The organism is Marinobacter bohaiensis (genome assembly GCF_003258515.1).
GTDB lineage: Bacteria > Pseudomonadota > Gammaproteobacteria > Pseudomonadales > Oleiphilaceae > Marinobacter_A > Marinobacter_A bohaiensis.
In genome coordinates this window covers 333,145-351,154 of sequence record NZ_QGEH01000001.1, presented here as the reverse complement: position 1 = coordinate 351,154, position 18,010 = coordinate 333,145, and the positions used below count along the sequence as shown (strand labels likewise).

The window sequence follows — 18,010 nt, the reverse complement described above, 5'->3', positions numbered from 1 at the left end:
TTCCACTTCGAATCGAAGAAAATACAGATGCTCAAGAATTGATGCGTTGATAAGCCGCTTCACCCTCAACTGACCGACCGGAAAGCGCACACTATAGGCAATCGCGCCGCCTTTTGGGTGACACCTTTCTTACAACGTCAAATACGGCAACTTCAAAAAAGAGACGTATGGCAAAACAGCGTTCTTCATGCACCCGCCTGAACGTGCCCCGGGGACTGGCCAAAGGTAACGACCTGCGTCTGGCCCGCTACCGCAAGGCACCAGAGCTAGGCCCCAGGCTTCTTTTCTTCAGCGGCGGCACGGCGCTACGCAGCTTTTCCGAAGTGCTGGCGCGCTACACCCATAACTCGATTCATCTTGTCACACCTTTCGATTCAGGTGGTAGTTCCGCCGAACTGCGCAAAGCCTTCGCCATGCCCGCCGTGGGCGACCTGCGGGCCCGACTGCTGTCCCTGGCGGACGACTCGGTCACCGGTCATCCCGAGATCGCCGCCCTGTTCTCGCACCGACTGGGCAAAAGCCGGAGCCCGGCGGCCCTGCAACAGAGCCTGGAGGCCCTGGCCTGCGGCAAGCACCCGCTGCTCAAGGCCATTGCCGACCCCATGCGTTCGCTGATCCAGAGCTACATTGCCGCCTTCCACGACCACATGCCGGAGAGCTTCGACCTGGCAGGGGCCAGCGTCGGCAATCTGATCCTCACCGGCGGGTACCTGATCCACAACCGCTCCCTGGACCCGATTGCCTTCCTGTTCGGCCAGTTGATCAAGACCCGTGGAACCGTGCGCACGACGACGGACGCGGACCTGCAACTCAAGGTGACGCTGGAGAACGGACGCACACTCAACGGCCAACACCGGTTCACCGGCAAGGAAACCGCGGAGATCGACTCGCCCATCCGCTCCATCCAGCTTTCCGGCGAGGCGGACGACGTTGATACCGAGGGCGTGTCGCGGGTCGGCAAGGAAACCCGCAAACTGATCGACGCCGCCGAACTCATCGTCTTCCCGCCCGGCAGTTTCTACAGCAGCGTCATCGCCAACCTGCTGCCCAAGGGCGTCTCCAAGGCCGTGAACAGGAACCCGGCGCCCCGCGTCTATGTGCCCAGCCTGGGCACGGATCTCGAAACCCTGGGCATGACCCTGGTCGACCAGGTCCGGGTGCTCGGTGAACACCTGTCGAGCAAAGCCCCCGCGGACGCGTCAGCTCGCCCGGGGGTCGATTTCCTGCTGTTCGACTCGCAGCTGCTGACCGTGTCGGACGAACAGCTTGAGAAGATCACACGTGAGATGGGCGTGCAGGTCATCGACGTTGATCTGGCGACGGACGATCCGGAGTCACACCGCTACGATGACGTGAAGCTGGCCGAGGCGCTGCTCGGACTGACCTGAGCCGGCGCCCTCGCCACTGGCCATCAGTTCCGGCCGCCCACCTGCCAGTAATACATCCCCGACATCTTCCCAAGAATCTGTGCCGATAGGTGCTCATCGCTGGCCTTGCCGGCCAGCCCGTAACACACGTGCAGCGGCATCAGGTGCTCTTCACGGGGATGGCAGAATCGGGCGTGGGGCGCCTGATCCCAATGGGCCAGCCGATCTTCCCGTTGCGATTCCGGCATGGCGGGATCGCTGCAGGTCTCTTCCAGCCAGGCTTCGAACGCCTGGTTGCGGGCCTCGTCGTCCGATGAAACCGCCGAATAAAAGGCGCGCATGTTGTGGAACGAAAATCCCGATCCAATCACGAGAAGGTTTTCATAATCCAGCGCCTGCAACGCGCGGCCCATGGCCAGATGGGTCTCGGCGTCCAGCGTGTTGACCAGGGACAGTTGCACACAGGGAATGTCCGCATCCGGGTACATCAGCTTGAGCGGCACAAACAGCCCGTGATCAAAGCCCCGCTCACGGTCCAGACGGGCCGGCAGCCCCGCCCGTTCCAGCGCCGCTGCGATCTGACCGGCCAACGCCGGCTCGCCCGGGCTCGGGTACCGGATCTCGTAGGATTCCGGCGGAAAGCCGTAGTAGTCGTAGATCAGCGAGGGGTGTCCACCCGCCGTGATAGTCGGCACCGACTCTTCCCAGTGCGCGCTGATCACCAGGATCGCCGAAGGCTTGCGCAGCTTGCCCGCGATCTGCGTCAGCGTGTCCACCATCTCGCGGTGACCGGGATCACCCAGCAGCGGCATGGGCCCGCCCCCGTGGGAAATAAACAGGACATCGGTTTGCGTGCTCATCGTCATGCTCCTTTAAACCTATTCTAGACCGGCGATACGAGCTGGCCCGGCCACCGGCACCAGCTCGCTCTCCGGGTTTCGTTCGCCAACCGGCCTCAGAGCGCCTTGTGGATCAGGTTATCCAGTGCGAACCGGCCACCACCCTGAAGAGTCAGTGATACGGTGACGGCGAACAGCGCCAGGGCGTATTCGTAGCCGTTGTTGGCCATGAACAGGCCGTTTCCGATGTGGACCGCAAAGATGGCGACCAGCATGGTGAAGGCCGTCACCAGCGCCGCGGGGCGTGTCAGCAGCCCCAGGAACAGCGCCAGACCGCCGAAGAATTCGGCACTGCCGGACATCAGCGCCATCAGGTAGCCCGGCTCCAGACCGATGCTCGCCATCCACTGACCGGTGCCTTCCAGGCCGTAGCCGCCAAACCAGCCGAACAGTTTCTGGGCCCCGTGGGCCGCCAGGGTCAGACCCACGGGCACCCGCAGGATCAGAGCGGCGAAACCGGCATTGGAGTGAAACAGGGCTTTAACAAATGCGTTGTTCATAGCGGACACCTCGAATGATTCTATGATCGATGAATCCCGAGGCGCTCGCCCCAGGTGATGTGAACACTTTACTATCACCGAAAAGCAGCACTAAGATGTCTTTCGTTGCTTAATTATAAATATACTGTTGATTATTGACCGACAGCACACCGGAGAACCTCCATGGATCGCATCGACACCATGCGCGCCTTTGTCCACGTCGTGCAGGAAGGGAGTTTCACGCGTGCGGCCGAGCGGCTGGATACCTCACCGCAGCTGGTCAGCAAGTACGTGTCCCATCTGGAACAGCGCCTGGGCGCGCGCCTGCTGAACCGTACCACTCGCCGGATCCATCTCACGGAAGCGGGCCGCCGTTACCACCAGGGGGCGCTGCAGGTTCTGTCCGATCTCGACGATGTGGAAAGCCAGCTCGGGGATCTGCACACCGAGGCCCAGGGCGTGCTGCGCATCAGCGCCCCGGTGTCGTTTGCCATGCACCACCTGCCGCCCCTGCTGAGTGCCTTCAAGCAGGCGCATCCGGCGGTGGATATTGATCTGCAGCTGAATGACCGGAAGGTCGACATCGTCGAGGAAGGCTTCGACATCGCCCTGCGCATCGGCCACCTGAAAAGCTCGTCGCTGATCGCCAAACGCATCGCGCCCGTCCGCCTGGTACTCTGCGCGTCACCGGACTACCTCGAACAACACGGCACCCCGAAACACCCGGAAGACCTCCTCTATCATCACTACCTTCACTACAGCTACATGGATATGGAGTCGGTCCAGCCGCTACAGAAATCGCTGCTGGCCATCAGCAACGAGAAGCGGGCCATGGTGAGCAACAACGGCGACGTCCTCGTGGAAACCGCGATCGCGGGCGCGGGCATCGCACTGCAGCCGACGTTCATCTCGGGCGCGGCCATCAGGGCGGGAAAACTGCGGATCATCCTGCCGGACTACGAACCCGAACCTCTGGGGCTCTACGCCGTTTATGCCCACCGCCAGCTGCTGGCCAGCAAGGTCCGCAGTTTTATCGACTTTATTGACGGGTTCTTTGGGGAGCCGCCTTATTGGGATCGGTTTAGATAAATCGCTCCGTCTTCATCGTGCTTCTAGCATTCCGGCAAGGGATCAATCATCCGAAAAGCCAATCGAATACCGGTCTTCTCTTCAAGCAGCATAGCAATCTCTATCACTTTCTTAAGATGCAGCTTGAAGGCAGTACATCGCCTGTCAATGCCGCCTGTTGCAAAGGTAACGCCGTTAGGTCCAACGATCATCAGTACCCGGCTCAGACCACATCGGCCCCCATTGCTGCTGGTTCTCGTCGCCAAGACAGTCCCAAACGCCATAGTCCTTAAACCGCTCCACCGCCTCTCGCATCATACGCACGATAAAGAAGATGATTTGGATACTCTGCGTCTCTGGTCGGGCGGGCGTCGCAGTATGACAAACGTCTTTACAGCTGTTGCCCTTCAAACAGCGATGGGCAAGATGTTAAGCCTGTGTCTGGGTGAGAGCGTTCAATAGTGCCGAATTCTCGGCTAACCAAGTAAGCCTGCGCAAAAAGCCTCAACCATGGTTTCATTGCCCCCTACTGGATCCGCGCCGGCGTCCTCGCAAAATCGCTCCAAGGACTCGTCATCGAGTATTTCTCGCAGCAACAAAAGCGTTTTGGGTTCCGCGATTCCAGCCACATCGAGCCCCAGTATGTGCGCCCCTGCATGACGGCTATCCCAGTCGTAGCTCTCCATAACGTCCAGGTGTTGGTCATAGAGCCGGTCCGTCATAGTGGGAATATTTTCATAGTTATGGAGCAGGTACAGAATATCGGCTGCGTCTTTTTTGCGAATCTGTGGATCTCTCTCGGACCAGGCCACCAGTTTGAGAAGGACCAGTCCTACCGGACTCGCAACAGGCAGTTCAAGCGATGGGTCGCCGACAACGATGACGCGATCGGCGTGATCCAGGGCTTCCTTAAACCCCATCACGCCCATCTCACTGGTACCATCCGGCCACTTGATTTTGGCGTCCGGATTTTCTAACGGACCGAATGGGACGATATCCAGCGGAATATCCTGGTCGTCAATCGATCGCTGGGACGCCTTTGTCTCCCGATAACCTTCGGCCACCAAACTGGACTTTATGGCGTGGAATGCATCCCAGTCTTCAACCTGGACCGCCAGATCAATGTCTCTAGTGGCTCTCTGAATATCGGCACCGTATCCATGATGCATGACAAGATCCCGAGCCGACGCGCCAACGATGATAAAGGGCACCCGCTTGTCGTTGGCGACTCGGGTAATGACTTCGTATGTTCTTCTCTGGATTGAATCAATCGAACTTGAGTCGATTTTCAATTCGGCCATAGAGTCGCTCCGCTGCTTCCAGGTTTCGGGGATCGCCGCTCGCAATCAAATCGGCATAAACCAGGATGTCGGGTGCTGCTTCCCCGCTCCCAGAGCCACCAACTATAAACTTGTCAGTCCAGAACTTTTCTCGAACCTTTATTCTTCCCGCCGCATTGCGATTTTGATCCGGTGCTCTTTTCAGGCGGTGCTGGATCACGAGATCCTTCAACCGGTCTTTCGGTAGATAGATCAGGCTCGTCGACGGAGAAAGATACCTATCCAGGATCGACGCTCCGACCTCCCCACTCCAGCATCCCTCAAGAGCAGAAAGCTTGATACTCTTCCATGGCGCCTGTTCGTTTGATTCGAACACGCCGATATCAAGTTGGGGAGACAGTGCTTCAGGATAGGCGCTCACCCATCGGTCAAACAGTTCGTGGGTTCGGCGCAGCTTCCGGTTCTTGTTCTTACCCTTGTCGACCAGGTACCCCTGCTCTTTCAAATCGCCCAATACCCAGCCAATGGTTCCCAGAGAGACATCAGCCGCATCGGCGATTTTGCGATAGGACTCACTGGCTAACTGTGGTTCCAGTAAAAGACTGAAAACAAGCTTCAGCCCAGTCGCACTGAAAGCCCGGGATGTCTTTTTCGAAAGCTGGAAATCTGATGACGGTCGATTCCCTTTTACATAAATATGCAGCGTTGGCGTTTTTAGATAAGCATTACCCGCGGCATCGATGAACTGAGCGCCAGCCTCTCGCAAGCGATCCGCCATATTCGGATTAATGTAATCGGCAACGAGCAAGGCAGGCGCTGGGAGTTTATTGAGCTGCGCGATCATCGCACCCAAATTCGCGTGCGGTGCCCATCGTTTCAGTTCAGCACTGTACTTGGAACCCTGAGGTTCGAGGACCAGAGTGGCATCAACTGAAGGCCTCGCATTCTTTGAGAGAAACCTGAGCTCGTGCCCTGTCTCATTTTCAAATGCTTCGAGCGCCTGATTGAGCAACTCAACGTCCATTTTTGAGTTATCCATGAGCATCCCCCGGTCATCAATGTTCACAAAATAGCACTGTTCATTAATAATGAACAACCACAAAAAGTGAACAAAATAGCCTGGAGCAATCACCCGCTGGAGCAGCCCATTAGCCACCAACTCAATTGAGACGCCAACCTTCCGGAATATCCGAAGAGTTGGCCGCTAGTTGGATTTTTTAGAGAAGATTATTGTGCGGCCGCACGCTGCGAAAACACCCCAGACCGCACCACCCAAACCATAAACACCACCAGCAACACGCTCCCCACCGCCGCAAACGCCACGGTGAAGTTCGCTACGTCCGCCAGGAAGCCGATCAGCACCGGCCCCAGCATCTGGGCGCCGCGGTTGCCCATCAGGCGGGTGGCCATGGAAGCAGGGCGCTGTTCGGGCTGGACGCTTTCCGAGAGGATGACCATGGACAGCGGCTGAGAGATACCGCCGGCAACCCCGATGATCATGGCCAGCACCACCAGCAGCGCGTAGTGCTCGCCCGCCAGGCCGGTCACGGTCAGCGAGCCGGTGATGAGCACGATGCAGATCAGAATGGCGCGATTGCGGCCGCCGCACAGGTCGATGATGCGGGACATGGCCAGCCTCACCGCCATGGAGGAAATCGCTCGGATGCTCAGCAGCAGGCCGATGGAGCTGGCCGCCAGGGACAGGGACTCCAGGTACACCGGCAGGAAGCTGGAGTGGATGCTCAGGACAAACAGCGCCGTGACGGTCAGCATGATGGACGTCTGCATGCCGGGGTTGCTGCGCAACAGGCGCCACTGGTCGCGATAGCGGGCTTTCGACCGCGCCGCCTTGCCGCTGCGGCGGACCTCCCGGGAAAAGAACAGCGCGCCGACGGCGGAGATCAGGGGCACGAACACGATGGCCGTCAGGGACGCGTTCACCGAGAAATGATCGATCAGGAACCCGGACAGGATCGGCCCCAGCAGTTGCCCGCCGGACAGGCAGGTGGTGTACCAGCCAAAGAACTGTTCCAGCCGCTTGCCGCTGGCCAGGCTGGAAACCACGGTCTGCGCCGAGATGATCAGTACCATGTTGGCCAGACCAACAATGGCCTGGGTAGCGAACAGACTCGGCACCGACGGCAGCAGCAGCGTAACGCCCGGGCCCGCCGCCATGCCCAGCGCCCCGGCGATGATCATCTTCTGGCAGCCGATCCGCGACACCAGACCGCCCATCGGGATGGCCAGCAGCATGGGCAGCACATACGGCGCGGAAATGATCACCCCCACCAGCGACGGCCCCACACCCAGCTCGATCGCCTTGAACGGCACGGCCAGCACCAGCATGGTGTTGGCCAGGATCGCTGCGGTCAGGCACAGGCTCACCACGACCAGATTTCGCAACGCGTTCGGGGCAACCGGGTGGTCCGGGGCGGGGGTGGCTTCCGTCGTCATCGATAATGGGGTCCTTGCGCGGGTGACTGGCGCCTCCTGTCAGTAGAACACTACTGATGAGGGCGCGAATGGCAGTACGCCATTGTAGTGGGCCGGATCGTTCGTGTATCTACGTGATTGGGCGACTATCGCAGACGATCACCCGGAGGGCATCGGGACAGGGCGGTGCGAAACCCGGTTCGAGGCTGGCGCCCCGGACGGGGCGCCAGCCGGCTTACCACTCGACGGCAATCTTGCCGAAGTGGCTGCCGCTTTCCTGGTGACGGAAGGCGTCCGCCAGCTCCGCGAACGGGAAGGTCCGGTCGATGACCGGGCGGATGCCGGTCTGGTTGAGCGCCGTCACGTAGTCCTGCTGATCACGCCGACTGCCGACGATCAGCCCCTGCAGGCGCGCCTGCTTGGCCATCAGCAGGCCGGTGGGGATATCGCCCTGGCGACCGGTGAGGACGCCTATCAGGGAGATGTGACCGCCCACTCGAATCGCCTGGAAGGACTGCGCCAGCGTGCCGGGGCCGCCCACTTCGACGATGTGATCCACGCCGCGGCCACAGGTCAGCTCCAGGACTTTCCGGCCCCACTCGGGCTCGTCGCGGTAGTTGATCACCTCGTCGGCACCCAGTTCGCGAACGCGCGCCAGCTTGTCATCGGACGACGACGTGCTGATCACCCGGGCGCCCATCGCCTTGGCGATCTGCAACGCGGCAATCGACACGCCGCCGGTCCCCAGCGTCAGCACCGTGTCGCCGGCCTTGAGCTGGCCGTCCACCACCAGGGCGCGCCAGGCCGTCAGGCCCGCGGTGGTGATGGTGGCGGCTTCAGCGTGGCTCCAGCCCTCGGGCGCATGGGTGAACGCGGTGGCCGCACGCACCACGTGGGTGGAGGCAAAGCCGTCGATCCCGTCGCCCGGCGTACCGGCAAAGTTACCCACCTGCGGATTGGGAGCGCCGTCCGGCCATTGTGGGAAGAAGCCGGACACGACATGATCCCCCACGCGGAATTCCGTCACGCCCTCACCCACGTCTTCCACCACGCCTGCTCCGTCGGACATCAGCACGCGCCTGTCGTCGGCGGGAATGTTCCCCTGGGCCACCAGCAGGTCGTGGAAGTTGAGCGAGCTGGCCTTGATGGCGACGCGGATCTCGCCCGGGCCTGGTGTGCCGGGATCGTTGGATTCAGCCAGTTCAATACGATCCAGCCCGCCCGGGGCGTTCAATACCATGCTCTTCATGATTCGCAATCCTCCTTCGCCGTGTGCGACCGAACCATCCGGTCGATGCCACAGACTTGGCGACGCGGCCCGGCAGGATCAAGGTGGGCAACTTGCCCATTCCTGCCTTCTTGTTGCCAGCGCCTGCTTCAGGCCGCGATCAGGCTCTGGTCCGGGTTGTCCGGCCACTGGGACAGCACGTCGAAACCGGTCTCGGTCACCGCCACCATGTGTTCCCACTGGGCCGACAGGGAGCGGTCGCGGGTGACTACGGTCCAGTCGTCGCGCAGGGTGCGCACATGGCGACGGCCCAGGTTGACCATGGGTTCGATGGTAAAGATCATCCCCGGCTTCAGCGCCAGGCCCTTGCCCGGGGTGCCGTAGTGCAGGATCTGCGGCTCGTCGTGATACACCTGCCCCACGCCGTGGCCGCAGTACTCGCGCACGATGCTGAAACCGGCGTCTTCCGCCACCGTCTGGATGGCGTGACCGATGTCCCCCAGGGTCGCGCCCGGGCGCACGGTGCGGATGCCCGCGCACATGGCCTCGTAGGTAACATCCACCAGGCGCCGTACATGGGGCTTGGGCTCGCCGACGAAATACATGCGACTGGTGTCGCCGTACCAGCCGTCCTTCACTACCGCGATGTCGATGTTGACGATGTCGCCTTTCTTCAGGCGCTTATCCGACGGAATGCCGTGGCACACCACATGGTTAACGGAGGCGCAGACGGTCTTGGGAAAGCCGTGGTACCCGATGTTGCCGGGGATGGCTTTCTGTACGTTGACGATGTGATCGTGGCAGATGCGATCCAGCTCGTCGGTGGTCACCCCCGGCTGCACGTAAGGCGTGATCATGGCCAGGACCTCCGCAGCCAGTTGCGCGGCGGCCCGGGACTTCTCGATGTCTTCCGGCGAGTGGATCTTGATGTTCGACGTCATGACTGGCCTCCTGCGGCCGCAATGGGTTCCGGCTGGGATGAATCGGTATCGGAACCCAGCAGCGACGCCATATCCAGCCCGCCCGCACGCTCGGCCCGCACCAGCATCCGGCTGATGTCGTGATGGGTCAGCTCCGGATAGAGCTCCGCCAGCATGCCCACCCGCATCCAGTGCTCGGCCTGGGCGTTGATGGACCGACACAGGGCCCCGCTGGCGACCCGCAGGTTCTCATGCATCTGTTCCGAGATCTTGACGATACCCACTGATACGCTCCGTATACGATTCATAGATTGAACGCATACTAACGACCGGATCCTGTGTCGGCAATACGGGCTCTCGCGGACGGGCCACCAAGCGCTATCCTTTTGACATTCCCACATTTCCAACAACGACAACGACAACAAGAGGAAACCACCCGTGAACAGCAACGCCGTGACCATTGAGGGCCAGGGCCCGGTCTGCACCATCGTCCTCCATCGCCCTGAATGCCGGAACGCGGTGGACGGCCCCACCGCCAACCAACTGCGCCAAGCGTTCGAGTCGTTCGAAGCCAACGACGCCTGGCACGTCGCGGTGCTCTGGGGCGCCGGCGGCACTTTCTGCGCGGGCGCGGATCTGGCGGCCATGGGCGACCCGCAAAGGCGGAACGAGATCGAGCCGGAAGGCACTGGCCCGGGCCCCATGGGGCCGACCCGCATGCGTTTCTCCAAACCGGTCATTGCGGCGGTGAGTGGTCACGCCGTGGCGGGCGGTCTGGAACTGGCGTTGATGTGCGACCTGCGGGTGGCGGAGCGTTCGGCCGTGTTCGGCGTATTCTGCCGGCGCTGGGGTGTGCCACTGATCGACGGTGGCACGGTGCGCCTGCCCCGACTGATCGGCCATTCCCGGGCCATGGACATGATCCTGACCGGTCGTCCGGTGGACGCGGACGAAGCGCAGCAGATGGGGCTGGCCAACCGGGTGGTGGCCGACGGCACGAGTCGGGAAGCCGCCGAAACGCTGGCCCGCGACATCGCCCGTTTTCCCCAGCGCTGCCTCAACGTGGATCGCGCGTCCGCCTGCGCGCAGTGGGACCTGTCCCTGGCCGAAGCCCTGCAACTGGAAGGTGCCGGCGGCTACCCGGTGGTTTTCGAGGAAGCCCTGGCCGGCGCCGAGCGCTTTGCCGGAGGTGCCGGCCGGCATGGGCGGTTTGAGGAAACGTAGTGCCCTACTTCGTCGCCGGTAGAATGCACCGGCGCACCTCCTCAAGCATCACATTGCGACTTTCGACCTTTCTCGTGACCAGAGAGAAACGAATGGTCGGTGCGGCGTCATCCAGCGGAAAAACGTTAACCCCCGCCAAAGCGTCCATATCACCGTCGGGGACGATAACCACCGCGGCGCCGAATCCTGAGGACACCATGGCGGTTACTGCCTGGAGTGACTGCAACTCAATCGCCGGAGCCGGAGCCTGGAAATATTCGTCGGCGATCTTGCGGGAAAGCTTGCCCAGCATGGAAGCACGATCATAACCAACCCAGGGGAGTTCCGCCAGAGTCGACGGATCCCCGTCGTAGATTACCGCTTCAGGCGTAATCAGATAGAAGGGTTCGTCACGGATCAAATTCCACTCGAGCTGCTTTCGCCGGGCCATTTCCGGCTCAGCCACAACCGCACCGTCCAGCTCGCCCGTTTTCACCGACTCGATCAGCTTCTGGGAACGTCCCGGTATGCAGTTGATCGTGATTTTATGACCCCGCTCACGTAATTTCATGAACAGCCCCGGAAGAACGATCGGTTGCATCAGCCCCACAATGCCCAGCTTGATACTCCCCTCCAGAAAGCTGGCGTTACCGTTCTTGAGGTTGACCAGATACTTGACCACAGGCGCCATGTTGGTACTCAGCTCAAGCGCGAACAGGGTCGGCTGGACGTTCTGGCCGGTACGGTGAAACAGCGCCTGACCAAAGTACTTTTCCAGCGACTTGATCTGCATACTCACGGCGCTCGGTGTCACATGGACTTCCCTGGCCGCCATGGCAAAACTGCCGGTTTCGATCACTTTCTGCAGGGTAATGAAGAAATCTATTTTCATAATGCGCTCTCGAACGAGACTGCGATCAGGCCAGGTTCTCGAGCTCTCCTTCGCTCAGGACCCACTCTCTGAAAAGATTAACGATTTCGTCGTCCTTGCGGTGGTCGGGCAACGCGAAATAGTAACCGCCCCGGCTCTGGAAACTGTGCGACACCGGAACAACCAATTGCCCGGAGGCCAGTTCCCGTTCGATCAGGAACGGCGGGATCAGCGCGATCCCCATACCATGAGAAGCCGCCTCGGCCAGCATTGTGAACAACTCGTAGCGTTGGCCGGACATATCCCGTTCCACACGCATGTCGAGCGAACGGAACCACTCCCGCCACGCATACGGTCGCGTGGTTTGCTGCAACAAGGGGTAACTCAGGATCTCATCATAGGCTAGCGCCTTCTTGGGGGCGATCAGATCGGGGCTGCAAACCGGAACAGGCCGCTCGTGCATGAATAGGGTCGTCCGCGTCCCCGACCAGTTGCCATCGCCAAAATAGATGGCTGCATCGAATGGTGTATCCGAAAACAGGAAGGGCCGGGTTTTGTTGGTCATGTTGACAGTGATGTTGGGGTAAAGCGTTTTGAATCGGCGCAGCCTCGGGATCAACCAGCGAGTGCCGAACGTCGGCACCACCGCCAGCTCAAGGGCGTTTTCAGTGCCGTGATTCCCCATGACGGAGAGCGTGTCGCGCTCGATCTCATTGAGCCGCTGGGCAACCAGGCGATGATAATTGTAACCGGCGTCCGTCAACCGCACGCCCTGGCGGCCACGGCGGAACAGCTTGACGCCGAGGAACTCCTCGAGCGAGGCGATCTGGCGGCAGATGGCGCTCTGGGTCAGCGACAGCTCCTGCGCCGCTTCGGTGAAGCTGACGTGACGCGCCGCGGCTTCGAACCCCATCAGGACCGTCGTACTGGGCACCTTACGGCGCATGATATGGCTCCCGGCGAGCGATACACGCTCTGCAACCTGAATTTATGAAATGAGTTTTTTGCACAATGAAATGAAATATTATCGTTTGAGTCAATCCTCGTCGATTCACTACTATTCCCTGAACCAATAATAAAGCGCGCTCCCGCACTGCGAGATACATCTCCAACAACTCTAAATGTGAGGTTACCGAATAATGAGCCGCCCCAACGCCGAGTTTGACTGGTACAGTCCCCTGCTGCTGGACGATCAGCTTGAGGAAGAAGAACGCATGGTGCGGGATACCGCCCACAACTACGCCCAGGACAAACTGGCCACCCGCGTCCTGGAAGCCTTCCGCCACGAGAAGACCGACCCCGAGATCTTCCGGGAAATGGGCGAACTGGGCCTGCTGGGCGCCACCATTCCCGAACAGTACGGCGGTGCCGGCCTCAACTACGTGTCCTACGGCCTGATTGCCCGCGAAGTGGAGCGTGTGGATTCCGGGTATCGTTCCATGATGAGCGTGCAGTCGTCCCTGGTGATGGTGCCGATCAACGAGTTCGGCTCGGAAGAGCAGAAGCAGAAATACCTGCCCAAGCTGGCCAGCGGCGAATGGATCGGCTGTTTCGGCCTGACCGAACCCAACCACGGTTCCGACCCCGGCAGCATGGAAACCCGCGCCAAGAAAGTGGACGGCGGCTACAAGCTCAGCGGCAGCAAGATCTGGATCACCAACAGCCCGATCGCTGACGTCTTCGTGGTCTGGGCCAAGACCGAGGATGGCAAGATCCGCGGTTTCATCCTGGACAAGGGCATGAAAGGCCTGAGCGCCCCGGCGATCCACGGCAAGGTGAGCCTGCGTGCGTCCATTACCGGCGAGATTGTGATGGACGAAGTCTTCGTGCCGGAAGAGAACATGTTCCCGGAGGTCACTGGCCTGCGTGGCCCGTTCACCTGCCTGAACTCTGCACGCTACGGCATCGCCTGGGGCGCCCTCGGTGCCGCCGAATTCTGCTGGACCGCGGCCCGCCAGTACGTACTGGATCGCAAGCAGTTCGGCCGCCCGCTGGCCGCCAACCAGTTGATCCAGAAGAAACTGGCGGACATGCAGACGGAAATCACGCTGGGCCTGCAGGGCTGCCTGCGTCTCGGTCGCATGAAGGATGAAGACAAAGCCGCGGTGGAAATCACCTCACTGATGAAGCGCAATTCCTGCGGCAAGGCGCTGGACATCGCCCGCACCGCCCGCGACATGCTCGGCGGTAATGGTGTGTCCGATGAGTACGGCGTAATCCGCCACATGGTGAACCTGGAAGCGGTCAACACCTACGAGGGCACCCACGACGTACACGCCCTGATCCTGGGACGTGCCCAGACCGGCATCCAGGCGTTTACCGGCTAAGCGGCCCTTACCCTTCCTACAGCGCCCGGGCCAACCGGCACGGGCGCTTATCCCTCTGCCTGCGATGGAGGAAAGCTTTCATGTCCGTAGATGCATCCCGCGATTCCGATACCCCTGTCCCCGGCCCACTGAGTCATCTGACGGTCCTTGACCTCAGCCGTATCCTGGCCGGTCCGTGGACGACACAGATCCTGGCGGACCTGGGCGCCCGGGTGATCAAGGTCGAGAGCCTGACAGGCGACGATACCCGCCGCTGGGGGCCGCCATTCCTGACCCGCGAAGCCGACGATGACGGCGTTGAAGCCTCCGACGCGGCCTACTTCACCTGCTGCAACCGCAACAAGGAATCCGTCTGCGTTGACTTTTCCAGGCCCGAAGGCGCGGAGCTGGTTCGCAAGCTCGCCCGTTCCGCCGACATCCTGGTGGAGAACTTCAAGGTGGGCGGGCTGAAAAAGTACGGGCTGGATTACGCCAGCCTGCGTAAAGAGAATCCGCGCCTGGTGTATTGCTCCATCACCGGTTTCGGCCAGACCGGCCCCTACGCCAGCCGTGCCGGCTACGACTTCCTGATCCAGGGGATGGGCGGACTGATGAGTATCACCGGACAGCCGGAGACCGAAACCCAGCGCGCCGAACCCTTGAAGACGGGTGTCGCCATTACCGACGAATTCACCGGCATGTATGCCGCGACCTCGATCCTGGCCGCCATCGCCAGCCGGGAGCAAACCGGCGAAGGCCAGCATATCGACTGTTCCCTGTTCGATTGCCAGGTGGCCATGCTCGCCAATCAGGGCTCCAACTGGCTGGTCGGAAAACGCACACCGAAGCCAATGGGCAACAACCATCCCAACTTGGTGCCCTACCGCGCGTACCCGGTACAGGACGGCCATGTCATTATCGCCTGCGGCAACGACCGCCAGTTCCGCTCGTTGTGCGACGTACTGGAGCTCACTGCTGTTGCCCGCGACCCACGTTTCCTGACCAACGCCGACCGCGTGGACAACCGTGACCTACTCGAAGACCGGCTCGAAGACCGGCTTGCACACTTCTCTCGCGAACGGATTATCAGTCTGCTGGAGGCGGCCGGGGTACCCTGCGGACCCATCAACACAATCCCGGAAGTGTTTGACGATCCCCAGGTCATTGCCCGCGATATGGTCGTCCCCATGAAGCGGAGCGACGGCTATGAGATCCCGACGGTCGCCTATCCGGCAAAGTTCAGTGCTACACCTGCAGCTTATCGGTCAGCGCCGCCCCATCTGGGCGCCAATACACGAGCATTGTTGCAGGATGAACTGCACATGGATAAATCGACCATAGAGGCTCTGATACAGTCCGGGGTCATTGCCTAGATAAGAACACCGTATTTAAAAAGAAAACGCGCGCGTTTAATCAATCAAAATACAAGCAAATAAAAAAACAGCACCTCTGCTCTTTGCCCCGCCCGACTGGCAAACAGAAAATATATTTATTTTCAATTCTATACAGATACCTCCTCGCTCGGCACCCCCCATCAAAAAACCTTCATTCCATAAAGACTTTTTTTCGTTTGTTCATAACCCGACACCTCCCATAACGTAAATATCGAAGCATTTCGAGATCGCTTCACTCAATCAATAAAAAAGATATCTCCACTGTTTCCCGACTCGTTTCTTCGAACAACAAATAAAACAAAAGGTGTCTTATGAACAACAAAAAAATCCTGGGCCTGGCTGCGCCCATACTCTGTCTAAGCGTCACGACACAGGCCGCCGAACTGGCCGTTTCCGGCCAGGTTAACCGCGCCATGATGGCCGTGGACGATGGCGACAAAACAGAAACCTACTTTGTCGACAACACCAACAGTTCCACCCGCTTCCGATTCGTTGCCACCGGTCAGATCACCGAAACCATCGAGGCCGGTGCGAGGCTGGAAATGGAGTTCGAATCCAATCCCTCATCCGCAATCTCGCGGCAGAATCCCAGCATCTCCAGCGAGCTGCAGGAGCGCCACGCGGACATCTTTTTCAAGGGCCCGTTCGGCGAAATCTACCTTGGCCAGGGCGACGGGGCCGCCAACGGCATTACTCATAAGGATCTGTCCGGTACCGGCGTCGTGGCGCTTCTGGGGCATGCCCACATGATGGGCGGCGGCACACAGTTCCTGGACGCGGGCCAGGCAGGGCCGACCGTCTCCCAGAGTATTGCCAACTTCGACTTCGAGAGCCGCTACGACCGTATGGCCTACCGCACCAACCAACTGGGTCCGCTGACCCTGACCGCCAGTGTGGGCCGCAAGGATGAGATGATTTACGAAGCATCCGCGGTCTACGCCAGTGAACTCGGGTTCGGCAAGGTCGTCACGGGCCTCGGCTACTCCAGCGAAGAGGTGGAAGGCGGCGCAGACAGCAACGATACGGTGGGTGGCTCGGCGTCGGTGCTGCTGAATGGCGGCTTCAACGCTGCGTTGTCCTACTCCCGTCTGGAGGCAGACGCCGGCTACGAGTCCGCCAACACCACCTTCCGCCTTGGCTACAAGAGCGGCCGCCATGCCAGCTCGATTGACTACGGCATCACCGAGGATCGCGCCCAGGAAGGCGACGAAGGCACCTACATGGGCGTGAACTACGTCTACAAGCCGGCGGACTGGATCGAGCTCTACGGCACCGGCCGCGTCTTCGCCCTTGATCGCGATGACGCCGATTTTGATGACATCACCGTGGTCGCGCTGGGCAGCCGACTCAAGTTCTGATTGATTGAAGACGGAGCATCGCCATGCACATCCGCCCCATCATCCCAATCCTGCTGGCCGGCATGCTGGCCTCCGGCTGTGCCGGACAACCCTTCGCCTATCACGATGCCAACCAGATCCCGCAAGGGCCCGGCCTGGTGTCCGGCGAGGATGGCGCATTCCGCCTAACGGTCAACGACCTCGGGCGCTGGAACGAAGATCGACAACAGAAGCAATAGACCGTCCCTGACTCGGAGGACATTGCATGAAAACCCTGAGAAAACTGATCACCGAAGACAACGACATCACGGTGGTCCCTGGCGTATACGACGCGTTCACTGCCCATCTCGCCGAGGAAGCCGGCTTCGAGGCCGTCTATCTTTCCGGCGGCAGCCTCGCTTACACCAAACTGGGGCGCCCGGACATTGGTTTGGTGTCCATGTCCGAAGTGGCCGATTCCATCGCCTACATCCGTGACCGCATTACTCTGCCGATCATCGTCGACGGCGATACAGGCTATGGCAACGCCCTGAACGTGCAGCGTACGGTTCGGGTGTTCGAGCGCGCCGGTGCTTCAGCCATCCAGCTGGAAGACCAGTCGCTGCCCAAGCGATGCGGCCACCTCGCCGGTAAGAGCCTGGTGTCCTGCAGCGAAATGGAGGGTAAGATCAGGGCGGCGGTGGACAGTCGCCAAAGCGAGGAGACGCTCATCGTTGCACGCACCGATGCGATCGCCGTTGAATCTTTCGAGGCGGCACTTGAGCGCGCCGAACGCTATGTCGAAGCCGGCGCGGACATCCTGTTTATCGAATCGCCACGCACTCGCGAAGAGCTGGCCGCTATCGGCGAACAGTTCGGTCGTCGCATACCCGTTCTGGCCAACATGGTGGAAGGCGGGCACACCCCCATTACCAACCCGGACGACCTCGCCCAGCTTGGCTACCGGGTCGCCATTTTCCCAGGCGGCCTCGCCCGCGCCATGCTGCGCCAGGCCCGCGCCTATTTCGCCAGCCTAAAGCAGCATGGCACCAATAAGCCGTTTGCGGAAAGAATGGCAGACTTCAATGAACTCAATACCGCCATCGGTCTGCCGCAGATCCTGGCGGAATCCGACAAGTACAAGGACGGCGGACCGGGTACGGACGCCGCCTGACTCAGGACCCGACATCAGAAAAGATTGTTTCGATAACAAGGTTTTTTCGTTTGTTCGCGCAACCATGGATCC

18 protein-coding genes are annotated in these 18,010 nt (G+C 60.5%); 8 read left to right on the top strand and 10 right to left on the bottom strand.

Going from position 1 to position 18,010, the window contains the following annotated elements:
- Positions 1–167: 167 nt before the first annotated feature.
- Positions 168–1,388, top strand: a complete 1,221-nt coding sequence (locus tag DKK67_RS01485; protein ID WP_204355702.1) for a GAK system CofD-like protein — start codon at positions 168–170, stop codon at positions 1,386–1,388.
- Between the two features lie 23 nt (positions 1,389–1,411).
- Here DKK67_RS01485 and DKK67_RS01480 read toward each other — a convergent pair whose 3' ends face one another.
- Together DKK67_RS01480 and DKK67_RS01475 are read right to left on the bottom strand one after the other, a co-directional pair.
- Positions 1,412–2,227 (bottom strand): DODA-type extradiol aromatic ring-opening family dioxygenase, encoded by an 816-nt coding sequence (locus tag DKK67_RS01480; RefSeq protein WP_111493706.1) that lies wholly within the window; start codon positions 2,225–2,227, stop codon positions 1,412–1,414.
- Between the two features lie 95 nt (positions 2,228–2,322).
- Complete coding sequence (locus tag DKK67_RS01475; RefSeq protein ID WP_111493704.1) at positions 2,323–2,766, bottom strand: DoxX family protein; 444 nt, start codon at positions 2,764–2,766, stop codon at positions 2,323–2,325.
- A 162-nt stretch (positions 2,767–2,928) separates the two neighbouring features.
- Here DKK67_RS01475 and DKK67_RS01470 point away from each other — a divergent pair, with 162 nt between their 5' ends.
- Entirely contained in the window at positions 2,929–3,834 is a 906-nt protein-coding gene (locus tag DKK67_RS01470) for a LysR family transcriptional regulator (RefSeq protein WP_111493702.1), read from the top strand.
- Between the two features lie 455 nt (positions 3,835–4,289).
- Here the strand turns inward: DKK67_RS01470 and DKK67_RS01465 are convergent, their stop codons facing one another.
- From DKK67_RS01465 to DKK67_RS01440, 6 genes are all read right to left on the bottom strand, one after another.
- Entirely contained in the window at positions 4,290–5,114 is an 825-nt protein-coding gene (locus tag DKK67_RS01465) for a nucleotidyl transferase AbiEii/AbiGii toxin family protein (RefSeq protein WP_111493700.1), read from the bottom strand.
- A complete protein-coding gene (locus DKK67_RS01460) occupies positions 5,080–6,249 on the bottom strand; it encodes a type IV toxin-antitoxin system AbiEi family antitoxin (RefSeq protein ID WP_228160484.1) in 1,170 nt (389 codons plus the stop codon). Before DKK67_RS01460 ends, DKK67_RS01465 begins: the two co-directional genes overlap by 35 nt.
- 71 nt (positions 6,250–6,320) lie before the next feature.
- A complete protein-coding gene (locus DKK67_RS01455; RefSeq protein ID WP_111493698.1) occupies positions 6,321–7,547 on the bottom strand; it encodes an MFS transporter in 1,227 nt (408 codons plus the stop codon).
- A 214-nt stretch (positions 7,548–7,761) separates the two neighbouring features.
- The gene (locus DKK67_RS01450; protein WP_111493696.1) at positions 7,762–8,775 is read right to left on the bottom strand and encodes a zinc-dependent alcohol dehydrogenase family protein; all 1,014 of its coding nucleotides are present in this window, start codon (positions 8,773–8,775) and stop codon (positions 7,762–7,764) included.
- Between the two features lie 128 nt (positions 8,776–8,903).
- A complete protein-coding gene (gene map, locus DKK67_RS01445; RefSeq protein WP_111493694.1) occupies positions 8,904–9,695 on the bottom strand; it encodes a type I methionyl aminopeptidase in 792 nt (263 codons plus the stop codon).
- A complete protein-coding gene (locus tag DKK67_RS01440; RefSeq protein WP_111493692.1) occupies positions 9,692–9,958 on the bottom strand; it encodes a ParD-like family protein in 267 nt (88 codons plus the stop codon). Before DKK67_RS01440 ends, map begins: the two co-directional genes overlap by 4 nt.
- A gap of 154 nt (positions 9,959–10,112) precedes the next feature.
- Between DKK67_RS01440 and DKK67_RS01435 the strand changes: the two genes are divergently transcribed.
- Positions 10,113–10,898 (top strand): crotonase/enoyl-CoA hydratase family protein, encoded by a 786-nt coding sequence (locus DKK67_RS01435; protein ID WP_111493690.1) that lies wholly within the window; start codon positions 10,113–10,115, stop codon positions 10,896–10,898.
- A gap of 4 nt (positions 10,899–10,902) precedes the next feature.
- On the opposite strand, the gene DKK67_RS01430 is transcribed toward DKK67_RS01435, so the two are convergent.
- A complete protein-coding gene (locus DKK67_RS01430; protein ID WP_111493688.1) occupies positions 10,903–11,769 on the bottom strand; it encodes a LysR family transcriptional regulator in 867 nt (288 codons plus the stop codon).
- 25 nt (positions 11,770–11,794) lie between these two features.
- Positions 11,795–12,694, bottom strand: a complete 900-nt coding sequence (locus DKK67_RS01425; protein WP_111493686.1) for a LysR substrate-binding domain-containing protein — start codon at positions 12,692–12,694, stop codon at positions 11,795–11,797.
- A gap of 193 nt (positions 12,695–12,887) precedes the next feature.
- Here DKK67_RS01425 and DKK67_RS01420 point away from each other — a divergent pair, with 193 nt between their 5' ends.
- The 5 genes from DKK67_RS01420 (at position 12,888) to DKK67_RS01400 (ending at position 17,938) form a co-directional block, all read left to right on the top strand.
- The gene (locus tag DKK67_RS01420; protein ID WP_111493684.1) at positions 12,888–14,075 is read left to right on the top strand and encodes an acyl-CoA dehydrogenase; all 1,188 of its coding nucleotides are present in this window, start codon (positions 12,888–12,890) and stop codon (positions 14,073–14,075) included.
- An 80-nt stretch (positions 14,076–14,155) separates the two neighbouring features.
- A complete protein-coding gene (locus DKK67_RS01415) occupies positions 14,156–15,427 on the top strand; it encodes a CaiB/BaiF CoA transferase family protein (RefSeq protein ID WP_111493682.1) in 1,272 nt (423 codons plus the stop codon).
- Between the two features lie 332 nt (positions 15,428–15,759).
- Positions 15,760–16,806 carry a porin gene (locus DKK67_RS01410; protein ID WP_111493680.1) on the top strand — a complete coding sequence of 349 codons (1,047 nt, stop codon included), beginning with the start codon at positions 15,760–15,762 and terminating at the stop codon, positions 16,804–16,806.
- A 23-nt stretch (positions 16,807–16,829) separates the two neighbouring features.
- Positions 16,830–17,024: a hypothetical protein gene (locus tag DKK67_RS01405; RefSeq protein ID WP_111493678.1), complete on the top strand. Its 195-nt coding sequence runs from the start codon at positions 16,830–16,832 to the stop codon at positions 17,022–17,024.
- A 26-nt stretch (positions 17,025–17,050) separates the two neighbouring features.
- On the top strand, positions 17,051–17,938 hold the full coding sequence (locus DKK67_RS01400) for an isocitrate lyase/PEP mutase family protein (protein WP_111493676.1): 888 nt from the start codon (positions 17,051–17,053) through the stop codon (positions 17,936–17,938).
- The last annotated feature ends 72 nt before the right edge of the window (positions 17,939–18,010 follow it).

Excerpts from the sequence above, each read along its gene's own strand:
- DKK67_RS01425 (WP_111493686.1), bottom strand. The coding sequence starts at position 12,694 with ATGCGCCGTAAGGTGCCCAGTACGACGGTCCTGATGGGGTTCGAAGCC.
- DKK67_RS01485 (WP_204355702.1), top strand. The coding sequence starts at position 168 with ATGGCAAAACAGCGTTCTTCATGCACCCGCCTGAACGTGCCCCGGGGA.
- DKK67_RS01455 (WP_111493698.1), bottom strand. The coding sequence starts at position 7,547 with ATGACGACGGAAGCCACCCCCGCCCCGGACCACCCGGTTGCCCCGAAC.
- DKK67_RS01410 (WP_111493680.1), top strand. The coding sequence starts at position 15,760 with ATGAACAACAAAAAAATCCTGGGCCTGGCTGCGCCCATACTCTGTCTA.
- DKK67_RS01450 (WP_111493696.1), bottom strand. The coding sequence starts at position 8,775 with ATGAAGAGCATGGTATTGAACGCCCCGGGCGGGCTGGATCGTATTGAA.
- DKK67_RS01415 (WP_111493682.1), top strand. The coding sequence starts at position 14,156 with ATGTCCGTAGATGCATCCCGCGATTCCGATACCCCTGTCCCCGGCCCA.
- DKK67_RS01470 (WP_111493702.1), top strand. The coding sequence starts at position 2,929 with ATGGATCGCATCGACACCATGCGCGCCTTTGTCCACGTCGTGCAGGAA.
- DKK67_RS01405 (WP_111493678.1), top strand. The coding sequence starts at position 16,830 with ATGCACATCCGCCCCATCATCCCAATCCTGCTGGCCGGCATGCTGGCC.
- DKK67_RS01400 (WP_111493676.1), top strand. The coding sequence starts at position 17,051 with ATGAAAACCCTGAGAAAACTGATCACCGAAGACAACGACATCACGGTG.
- DKK67_RS01475 (WP_111493704.1), bottom strand. The coding sequence starts at position 2,766 with ATGAACAACGCATTTGTTAAAGCCCTGTTTCACTCCAATGCCGGTTTC.
- DKK67_RS01465 (WP_111493700.1), bottom strand. The coding sequence starts at position 5,114 with ATGGCCGAATTGAAAATCGACTCAAGTTCGATTGATTCAATCCAGAGA.
- DKK67_RS01430 (WP_111493688.1), bottom strand. The coding sequence starts at position 11,769 with ATGAAAATAGATTTCTTCATTACCCTGCAGAAAGTGATCGAAACCGGC.
- map (WP_111493694.1), bottom strand. The coding sequence starts at position 9,695 with ATGACGTCGAACATCAAGATCCACTCGCCGGAAGACATCGAGAAGTCC.
- DKK67_RS01420 (WP_111493684.1), top strand. The coding sequence starts at position 12,888 with ATGAGCCGCCCCAACGCCGAGTTTGACTGGTACAGTCCCCTGCTGCTG.
- DKK67_RS01480 (WP_111493706.1), bottom strand. The coding sequence starts at position 2,227 with ATGAGCACGCAAACCGATGTCCTGTTTATTTCCCACGGGGGCGGGCCC.